Below are 9,629 nucleotides of genomic sequence, written 5' to 3'. Positions count from 1 at the left end.
CCGGGCCGGTCCGGCTCGCCACCTATGCATGCAGGCGCCTCTTACATGCATCGACAATACTTGCACACGCTTATTAATGCAATCGACGGCTTCCCGCGTCGGTCACTCCCCCACGTGCAGCCCGAAGCCCGTGCGGCCCGCCGGTTCCAGGCCCTCCTTGAGGTGCAGGGACGGGATCTCGTAGTCGCCGAAGTTCTGGCGGCGGTACGGGACCGGGGCAGTCGTCTCCAGCGTGAGCAGGCGCTCCTGCCATGCCTTGGCCGCCTCCGGGTAGTCCGTGGCGGTCATCCGGTCGGTGCCGTACAGGACGAACGGCGGCAGCACCTCCAGACCGGGGTAATGGAGGATGCCGTGCTGGATCGGGAACAGCAGGTCATCGATGGGGCCGTTGATACCCCGGGGCGAGTAGTGGGATTCCAGACCTCCGACGGTCACCGAGAGGAGGGCGCGGCGGCCCGCGAGGGTGCCCTCGCCGTAGCGCTCGCCGTACTTGGTGTCGCTGTGCTCGCCGACGCCGTACGCGAAGTGGTACGTGAACACGCGGTCCACCCAGCCCTTGAGGATCGCCGGCATCGTGTACCACCACAGGGGGAACTGGAGGATGACGGTGTCCGCCCACAACAGCTTCTCCTGTTCGGCGCGCACGTCCGGGGTGAGCGTGCCGGCGTCGAAGGCGCGGCCGGAGTCCCGGGCCGGCCTGAGCGGGTCCGAGGCGTCGGGGCCGTAGTCCGCCGCGTCGACGGTGGTCTTCCAGTTCATCGCGTACAGGTCGCTCACCCGCACCTCGTGCCCGGCCCCCTCCAGGGTCGAGACCGCGAGGTCCTTGAGCGAGCCGTTGAGGGACTTCGGCTCGGGGTGGGCGTGGACGATGAGCGTCTTCATGGGAACCGCACTCCTTCGGATCGGATGGGTTCGATCCTGGACGCCCGGGCGCCCGGTGTTCAGGGGTGCCGCTTCCGTCGGACGGGACTTCCTGGTACCGGCAGGGCCACCCTCGCGCGGGCCGGGCGTGGCCATACTGGGTCCATGGACGATCTCGCGGGATTCCTGCGGACCCGGCGCGCCCGGGTCGACCCGGCCTCGGCCGGCATCTCCGCCGACAGCCGCCGCCGGGTCACCGGACTGCGCCGCGAGGAGGTCGCGCACCTGTCCGGGGTGAGTGTCGACTACTACGTACGCCTGGAGCAGGGGCGTGCGACCCAGCCCTCCGAGCAGGTGCTGGACGCGCTCGCCCGGGTCCTCGGCCTGGACGAGACCGAGCGCGAGCACCTCGACCGGCTCGCCCGGCAGCGGCGCCGGCGCGCGAAGACGCCCGGCGGGCGGGTACGGCCGGAGCTGCTGCGCGTGCTCGGTCTGGTCACCGACGCACCCGCGCTGCTCATGGACCACCGCATGGACGTCCTCGCGGGCAACCGCCTGGCCCGGCTGTTGTACGGCCGGCCGCTGCCGGGCATGAACACCGCCCGGCACCTCTTCCTGGAGGAGGCCGAACGGGGTCTGTACGCGGAGTGGGAGCAGTGCACTCTGGACGCGGTCGGCCACCTGCGGCTGGCCGCCGGAAAGTACCCGGACGACACGCGGCTGGCCTCGCTCATCGGGGAGCTCTCGATGGGCAGCGACCGTTTCCGCCGGCTGTGGGCCCGCGCGGACGTGCGCTGCCGCACGCACGGCCGCAAGGTGTACCAGCACCCGCTCGTCGGCGTGTTGGAGCTGCACCAGGAGAACTTCTCCCTGACGGACGCGTCGGACCGGGAGATCGTCGTGCTGTCGGCGGCGCCCGGCAGCCCGGCGGAGGACGGACTGCGGCTGCTGGCCGGACTGGGGGCGGACGCGGACGCGGAGGGCGGCGACGGACCCGTCCGGCCCCGCGTCCGCGAGGAACGTCCTAGCGCGCCGCCTCGAAGCGCGCCAGGTGGTCGTCGCTGAGCCGGACGTCCCGGGCCGCGAGTGCTTCCTCCACGTGTTGCACGCGGCTCACGCCGACCATCGGGGCGATGCCCTGGTGCAGCAGCCATGCCAGGACGACCTGGTTCTTCGTCGCGGACACCTCGTCGGCCACCTCGTCCAGGACCGCGAGCACCCTGGCGGTGCCGGGATGGTCGTACGTGTCCGGGAACGGCTTGTCCGGGCGCGTGTAGGAGCCCCAGAGCAGGGGGGTGTACGCCCAGACGTCGAGCCCTTCCGCCTCGGCGAGGTCCAGGTCCTCGGCGGTGAGCAGGCGGTGACCGCCCTCGGCGAGCGGGGTGAGCGGGCGCGGCTGGACGAGGGAGTGGCGCAGTTGCAGGGCGGTCCACGGCTCGACCCCCTGCTCACGGGCCAGTGACCGGGCGCGCTCGACGCGCCAGGCGGTGTGATTCGCGGCGCCGACCCGCGACGCCACGCCCTTGGTGACCAGTTCACCGAAGGCTCCGACCGTCTCCCCCAGGGGCACGGTGCGGTCCTCGGCGTGCGCCCACAGCAGGTCGACGTGGTCGACGCCGAGGCGCTCCAGACTCTCGGCCACGCCCGCGTGAACGGCGCGGGCGGACAGCCCCTCCGCGCTCTGCGGCCAGGAGTGCGGGACGAGCGGGTTCTGCCGCACCTTGGTAGCGATCTTCACCGCGTCACGGGCACCGGGGCGGGCCGCGAGCCAGGCGCCTATGACACGCTCGCTGGCGCCGCCGACGCCGCTGGGGTCGGCCCAGAAGGAGTAGCAGTTGGCGGTGTCGAGCCAGTCGCCGCCGCCGGCGACAAAGGCGTCCAGGATCGCGAAGGACGTGTCGGAGTCGACCTGCGTGCCGAAGCCCATGGTGCCGAGGACGATCCGGCGGTTCGTGTTGTCCGTGTTGTTCATGTCCGCCATGCTCGGCGTTGAAGTGCGCTTCAGGTCAAGCCCGTTGTTCGAACCCTTGAGGAGCTGTGGTGGCGGACCCCGCGGAGTCGGTCGAATCGATGGAACAACTCACCGTGGGCTGGCGGACCCTGGTGCTCGACCGGGACGCCGGCGCGGATGTCCGGGACCTGCCCGGGATCGCCGTGCGCTGGGCCGACTGCGGTTTCGCGTTCTGGAACTGCGTCACCCTCACCGACGTCGGCGCGGACGCGGCGCTCACCGCCCGCCGCATGAGTGAGGCGGCCGACATCATGCGTACCAAGACGCGGCCCGGATTCCTCTGGGTCTTCGAAGGGCTCCTCGACGCGGAGGCCCTCGACTCGCTGGACGCGGCGGCCGAGCGCGCCGGTCTGGCGTACGCCTTCCCCGGCACGGGCATGGCGGGCGACCTGTTCCCGCTTCCCGAACCCGCGCACCCCGAGCTGGAGTTCGTACGCGTGCGCGAGGAGGAGCAGTTGGTGGCGTACGCGGATCTGAACTCGCGCGCGTACGGCTTCCCCCTGGAGGCGGGCCGCGACGGGCTGGCGGGGTCCTCGCTGTGGACGAGCGGGGTGCACGCCTATCTGGGGCTGCGGCAGGGTGTGCCGGTCACCTGCGCCGCGACGGTGGAGGCGGCGGGCCGGCTCTTCGTCGTGCTGGTCGCCACCGATCCGGCGTGGGAGCGCCGGGGGTACGGGGAGGCGGTGACGCGCAAGGCGCTGTACGAGGGGGCCCGCGCCACCGGCCTGACCCGCGCCACCCTGCACGCGACGGCGGCTGGTGCTCCGGTGTACCCCCGGATCGGCTTCGCCCCGAATTCGGCCATGCGTTTCTACGGGTTGCGGGGGTGAGCGCGCGCCGGCCGACGCTGTCACAGAACCATGACACGGGGGGTCACAACCCGGGGCCCGGGCGGCCTGTCCAACCGTGTGGGACGACGGGCTGATCCACCCGTCGCCCGGCGGGCGCGGCAATCGGTCGCGCCGCCCACACGTCTTGGGGGGAAACCTTGAACAGCGTTGCGCGTCACCTGCGTTCGACCTTCGTCGCCTCGGCCGCCGGGCTGCTGCTGACCGTCACCGGAGCCGCACTGGCCCCGGTCGCGCTGGCCGACACCCGCACGCCCGAGCTGACCGTGTCCACCGAGGCGCCCGCGGAGATCGGCCTCGGCGGCCTGCCGGTCGCCTTCACCACCACGGCGTCCAACACCGGCTCGAACGACACCTCGTCGGCGCGCCTCATCTACCGCGTCGACGGCGGCGACGGCCTGCCCGAGAACGCCCTGAGCCTGGAGTACCGGCTCGACGGGTCGGCGTGGAAGTCCGTGCCGCTGAAGATCGTCGAAGGCACCGTGTACGGCGGAGAGCTGCCCGAGCAGTTCCCGCTGGCCGCCGGGAAGTCGCGGACCGTGCAGCTGCGGCTCGGGGCGCCGATGGGCACCCCGCACAACGGCGACAGCAACGGCGGCACCGACCACCTGAAGCTGACGACGATGATCTCGTACGGAGCCTCGGGCGCCGCCGGCGCCACCGATGTGGACGACGTGGCGGTCAAGGGTCTGAGCACCCACCTGTCCGGTGTGCCCGCGACCGCGACGGCCGGCGGCCCTGCGATCACCTTCAGGGCCACGGTCGACAACCCGACCCCGTCCGCGTACGAGAACGTCACGGACGTACTGTTCACCAACCGGTACACCACCGTCCAGGTCCGGCGCTCGGGCACCTGGACGACGCTGAAGCCGATCACGTCGAACGCCGAGCCGGACGTGTACGGGTACGACGTGATCGGCAAGGACGCCTCCCTCGCGGCGCACGGCAGCGCCGCCGTCGACATCCGCGTGACCTACCGCGAGAACGCGCCGCTCGGGAAGACCGAAGTGTCCCCGTGCGTCATCGTCAACGAGGGCTCGATCCCGTTCCGGGGCATCACCGACTGCGGCAGGAGGGCCACGGTCACCGTGGAGAAGGCGGCGGCCACCACCCCGTCCCCTTCCCCCTCCGTCACCGCGGGCGCGTCGTCCTCCCCCGCCGCGACGGGCACCGGCACCGGCACCGACTCGGCGTCGTCCGGCATGACGGCGCAGCTGGCGGAGACCGGCAGCAGCGGCCTCTCGGCGACGGCGGTGGGCGCGGCGGGACTCGTCGCCGCCGGGGCGGGCGCCATGGGCTTCACCGCGGTGCGCCGCCGGCGCGGCCGGGCCTGAGCCGGCAGCGGACGGGCCCGGTCCCCGGCGGCGAGGCGTCGGGGACCGGACCCGTCCGGATCACACGAGGTCAGGAGGCGATGAACCGTGCGACCTGACCGAGGACGACCGTGTCGGCCAGGTACCCGATGTGGGTCTGGCAGAGCACGTTGTTGTTCGTCGCCCCGCTCAGCCGGGTGCTGGTGTACGGGAGGATGACGCCGTCGCACGCCGAGTACCAGGTGGCGTACTTGGTGTCGCCGGGGGTCTCGTCACCGGAGGTGATCTGCGAGATGAACGAGGAGCCCGGGTACATCTGCTGGCAGGTGGTGTAGATCAGGCAGGCTCCGGCGAATGTGGTGCCGTGGTTGGCGCCGGCGATGGACGCGAGGTGGCTGACGCTGGTGTTGCCGCCGAGCACCTTGAGGTAGTACTGGCTGACGAGACCGCCCATGGAGTGGTTGACGATCGCGACCTTGCTCGCCCCGGTCCGCGACTTCACGTTGTTGACGAAAGCGGCCAGGCCCTGGGCGTTGGTGATGTTGTTGCCGTAGGAGTCGTACTCGTACGCGAACAGGTTGGAGCTCGACCAGCCGTTGAGGCGGAAGACGCTCATGGCGGTGACCCAGTTGGAGGCGCTGCCGGTGTAGCCGTGCACGAAGACGACCGGGGTGCTGGTCGAGAGGGGCTGCACCGCGGCCGCGCGGGCCGGGGCGGGCGACTCGGCGGCACCGGCCGCGGACGCCGAGGAGAACAGGGTGAACGCGACCGTGACGGCCGCGAGGACGCCGAGGAGCCGACGCGGTGAACGACGAGGCATGGGGCACTCCTGAGGGGAACGCGGGGATGTGGTTGCCTGCCCGCACAAGGTGCCGGGCACGGGGCGCCCGCGCCATCGGCTAATTCACCGGTGTCGGCCATCAGTTGGACCGGCCGGACCGGGTCGCGCGGAATTCCCGCGGGGCGTCGCGCTCTCCTCGGTGACGTCGGGGCAGACCGCGCAGGCGTCGCTCACGATCCCGGTCGGCATCCCGTTCCCCCGTCCCGGGCGGCTTCGTCCGCCCGGTGCGCCGTCACCTCCTCGTGGCGTGCACTCGGTTCCGGCGTCGGTCTTATGGACACCGCGCCACGGCCGTGCTCTCATTCCCCTTGCACTTTTCCAACGATGCACAACGAGCGGTGCGGTGCGAACGGACCTGCCGGTCGGTGTGAGAACGGAGTCGCACGTGAAACCTCCATCCGCGAGGCGGCGCAGAGGGCTGCGGCGGTGGACCGGCGCCGCGGTCGTCCTCGGGACCGCCGCGGCCATGACGGTGACGGGAACGGCCGGCCCGGCGTCCGCTGACGGTCCGCACAGCCACCGGATCCCGACGGTCACCTCGGGCGACGCCCGGTTCCAGGTCCTGTCGCCCACGCTGATCCGGACCGAGTACGCGGGTGACGGCGCGTTCACCGACGAGGCAACGTTCAACGCCATCGGCCGCGATTCCTTCGCCCCGGCGGCGTACACCGCGAAGACGGCGGACGGCTGGCTCACCATCAGGACGAGCGCGGTGACGCTGCGGTACAAGGTCGGCTCGGGGCCGTTCGACGCGAAGAACCTCTCGGTCCGGCTCGACGCCGGCGACTCCCCCGTGACCGCCACCCCCTGGCACCGCATCACCTGCGCGCCCGGCGCGCTCTGCGAAGCGGAGAACCTGCGGGCCGGCGGGGTCTCCGTGGCGTCCGACCACGACGGCTACACCGGGTCCGGGTTCGCCGCCGGCTTCGAGAGCACCGGCGCCTCCCTGTCCTCTGACATCGATGTCAAAGCGGCGGGCGCCTACCGGTTCGCCGTGCGGTACGCCAATGCGCGCGGCGGCGACGGCAAGAGCGAGCCGCGCACCCTCACCCTGTCGGTGGACGGCGGCCAGGAGCAGCGGGTGACGCTGCCCCCGACGGCGGACTGGGACACCTGGGACACCGCCTTCGCCGATGTCCGGCTGGGCGCCGGACACCACACGGTCGGCCTGACCCGGGGCGCCGCGGACTCCGGCAGCGTGAACGTGGACAGCGTCGCGCTGCTGGGTGAGGGCGAGGCGTTCCCGCCCGCGTCCAGTACGGCGATCGCCGACTGCCGGTTCGGGGTGAGCTGCGAGGCGGAGGCCGGGCGCGTCATCGGTTCGGCGGCCGCCGCCACCGATCACCAGGGCTTCGCCGGGACGGGCTTCGTCGCGGAGCTCAACCGGGGTTCCTCGCTGACCACGCATGTGGTGGAGGTCCCCTCGGCCGGCACCTACACCCTGCGCGTCCGTTACGCCAACGGCCCGGGCGGCGACGGCCGGCACGAGTCGCGCACCGCCACCGTGTCCGCGGGCGGCGCCACCGGCACCCTGTCGTTCCCCGCGACGGACGACTGGGACACGTGGTCCACGGCCCCCCTGCCCGTCCACCTGGAGGCAGGTGCCAACGACGTCACGCTCGCCTGCCCGGACGCGGAGAGCTGCCATGTGAACGCGGACACCGTGTCCGTCGCCGCGACCGGCGCCCCGGCTCCGCAGCCGCACCTGGCCCTCGGCGGATACCGGCGCGGCCTCGACGGCGTCACCGGCAACGGCGCGCCGCCCGCCACCACGCCCGGGCTCCTCAGCCAGGACGGCTGGTACCTCCTGGACGACACCCCGTCCGCGCTCTACGACTCCGCCTCCCGGAAGGTCACCCAGCGCTCCGCGCCCGGCGGCGCCCCGTACCAGGACGGCTACCTCTTCGGCTACGGCCACGACTACAAGCAGGGCCTCGGCGACCTGGCGACCCTCACCGGACCGCCCGCTCTGCTGCCCTCCTGGGCGTACGGGGTCTGGTACTCGGAGTACATCGACCGCACGGACGCGGACTACCGGAACACGATCCTGCCGAAGTTCCGGTCGGAGGGTGTGCCGTTGGACGTGCTCGTGACGGACACCGACTACAAGGCCGTCAACGCGTGGAGCGGCTGGGAGATCGACCCGGCCAAGTTCCCCGACCCGAAGGGCTTCTTCGACTGGTCCGAGTCCCAGGGCCTGCACAACACGCTCAACGTGCACCCCAGCATCCTCGCCGCCGACCCCCAGTTCGCCCAGGCGCAGAAGACCGCCAAGGGCAAACTGAAGAAGGGGAGCTGCGGCGGTGGCGCGGGGCCGGACTGCTACGTCTTCGACTTCGGCGACCCCGATCAGCTGCAGGCGTACATGGATCTGCACCGGACCATGGACGAGCAGGGCAACGACTTCTGGTGGCTGGACTGGTGCTGCGACGCGGCGCAGTCGTCACTGCCGGGTGTGACCCCCGACGCGTGGATCAACCAGCAGTACGCGGACGCCACCGCCGCGCACCAGAAGCGCGGGTTCGTCCTGTCGCGTGCCTTCGGGTCGCTCCAGGCGGGCGGGTACAGCGGCCAGCAGGCGGTGCCCACCGGGCCCTGGGCGGACAAGCGCACCACGGTCCACTTCTCCGGTGACACGTCGTCCACCTGGGGCACGCTGAAGTTCGAGGTGGGTTACACCCCGGCCGAGTCCGCGGCGACCGGGATGGCCAACATCACGCATGACATCGGCGGGCACAACGACACGACGGGCCTGAAGGGCTCGGAGACGTACACCGACGGCGGCGGCACGCACACCACGACGAAGCTGCCCGACGACCTGTACGCGCGCTGGGTCCAGTTCGGCACCTTCCAGCCCGTCGACCGGCTGCACAGCAACCACAGCGACCGGCTGCCCTGGCAGTACGGCCCCGAGGCGTCGGCGTCCGCGAAGAAGTTCCTCAACCTGCGCGAGAGCCTGCTGCCGTACACGTACACGCTCGCGGAGGAGGCCAACCGGACGGGTGTGCCGATCGTCCGGCCCCTGTATCTGGAGTACCCGGAGGAGAAGCAGGCCTACGAGACGGCCGGCAGCGAGTACTTCTACGGCTCCGACATGCTGGTCGCCCCGGTCACCACGCCCGGCGCCACGGCGAAGACGTCGGTGTGGTTCCCGCCGGGGCGGTGGACGGACTACTTCACCGGCAAGACGTACGAGGGCGGCACCACCCAGGACGTCACGACGACGCTGGACACCATGCCGGTGTTCGTCAGGGCGGGCGGGATCGTCCCGAGCCGTACGCATGACGTCGCCCACGACGGGGCGCCCGGCGCGGACGACCTCACGCTCACGATCGCCCCGGGCGGTTCCGGTTCGTTCAGCCTGTACGAGGACGACGGGGGCGCCCCCGGCAGTGTCCGGAGCGCCACGACGAAGGTCTCGTACAAGGAGACGGGCGGGCGCCACACGGTGTCCGTCGCCCCGGCGAAGGGTTCATTCCGGGGTCAGGCGAAGAAGCGCGCATGGACCCTGTCCGTACGGGCGGACCACGCGCCCCGGCACGTCCGTGCGAGCGGTGAGCGGCTGTCCCCCGACGCCTATCGCTGGGACGCGAGCTCGGGGATGCTGACCATCACCCTGCCCGAGCGGAGCGTTCGTCTGCCGGTCCACGTGACCTACTAGGTGTATTGATCACGAGCGTTGTTGACACTCGGCAGGTCTTGAACATGGCGAAGACCTCCGATGTGGTGGAGCTGTCTAGGAACACACCACACGG

At 71.6% G+C, this 9,629-nt stretch carries 7 protein-coding genes; 4 read left to right on the top strand and 3 right to left on the bottom strand.

The window, feature by feature from the left end:
- Window positions 1-102: 102 nt before the first annotated feature.
- Window positions 103-882 (bottom strand): NAD(P)H-dependent oxidoreductase, encoded by a 780-nt coding sequence (locus ACN6LM_RS36765; RefSeq protein ID WP_445069769.1) that lies wholly within the window; start codon window positions 880-882, stop codon window positions 103-105.
- Window positions 883-1,026: 144 nt separating this feature from the next.
- On the opposite strand from ACN6LM_RS36765, the gene ACN6LM_RS36760 reads away from it, so the two are divergent.
- The gene (locus ACN6LM_RS36760) at window positions 1,027-1,926 is read left to right on the top strand and encodes a helix-turn-helix transcriptional regulator (protein ID WP_445069768.1); all 900 of its coding nucleotides are present in this window, start codon (window positions 1,027-1,029) and stop codon (window positions 1,924-1,926) included.
- On the opposite strand, the gene ACN6LM_RS36755 is transcribed toward ACN6LM_RS36760, so the two are convergent.
- Window positions 1,886-2,833: an aldo/keto reductase gene (locus tag ACN6LM_RS36755; protein ID WP_445069767.1), complete on the bottom strand. Its 948-nt coding sequence runs from the start codon at window positions 2,831-2,833 to the stop codon at window positions 1,886-1,888. The two genes, ACN6LM_RS36760 and ACN6LM_RS36755, sit on opposite strands and share 41 nt — an antisense overlap.
- A 68-nt stretch (window positions 2,834-2,901) precedes the next feature.
- Here ACN6LM_RS36755 and ACN6LM_RS36750 point away from each other — a divergent pair, with 68 nt between their 5' ends.
- Entirely contained in the window at window positions 2,902-3,702 is an 801-nt protein-coding gene (locus ACN6LM_RS36750) for a GNAT family N-acetyltransferase (RefSeq protein WP_445069766.1), read from the top strand.
- 158 nt (window positions 3,703-3,860) lie between these two features.
- The gene (locus ACN6LM_RS36745) at window positions 3,861-5,054 is read left to right on the top strand and encodes a hypothetical protein (protein ID WP_445069765.1); all 1,194 of its coding nucleotides are present in this window, start codon (window positions 3,861-3,863) and stop codon (window positions 5,052-5,054) included.
- Window positions 5,055-5,124: 70 nt separating this feature from the next.
- Here ACN6LM_RS36745 and ACN6LM_RS36740 read toward each other — a convergent pair whose 3' ends face one another.
- Window positions 5,125-5,853, bottom strand: coding sequence for an esterase/lipase family protein (locus tag ACN6LM_RS36740; protein WP_445069764.1), 729 nt, complete (start codon window positions 5,851-5,853; stop codon window positions 5,125-5,127).
- Window positions 5,854-6,340: 487 nt separating this feature from the next.
- Here ACN6LM_RS36740 and ACN6LM_RS36735 point away from each other — a divergent pair, with 487 nt between their 5' ends.
- Complete coding sequence (locus ACN6LM_RS36735; protein WP_445069770.1) at window positions 6,341-9,535, top strand: TIM-barrel domain-containing protein; 3,195 nt, start codon at window positions 6,341-6,343, stop codon at window positions 9,533-9,535.
- Window positions 9,536-9,629 lie beyond the last annotated feature (94 nt).

It is taken from the genome of Streptomyces sp. SAS_281, from assembly GCF_052542855.1.
This window is presented reverse-complemented; position numbering and strand designations above follow the sequence as displayed.

What these genes read in the sequence shown, in the direction of transcription:
- ACN6LM_RS36760 (WP_445069768.1), top strand. Translation starts at nt 1,027, where the DNA reads ATGGACGATCTCGCGGGATTCCTGCGGACCCGGCGCGCCCGGGTCGAC.
- ACN6LM_RS36740 (WP_445069764.1), bottom strand. Translation starts at nt 5,853, where the DNA reads ATGCCTCGTCGTTCACCGCGTCGGCTCCTCGGCGTCCTCGCGGCCGTC.
- ACN6LM_RS36755 (WP_445069767.1), bottom strand. Translation starts at nt 2,833, where the DNA reads ATGAACAACACGGACAACACGAACCGCCGGATCGTCCTCGGCACCATG.
- ACN6LM_RS36765 (WP_445069769.1), bottom strand. Translation starts at nt 882, where the DNA reads ATGAAGACGCTCATCGTCCACGCCCACCCCGAGCCGAAGTCCCTCAAC.
- ACN6LM_RS36735 (WP_445069770.1), top strand. Translation starts at nt 6,341, where the DNA reads ATGACGGTGACGGGAACGGCCGGCCCGGCGTCCGCTGACGGTCCGCAC.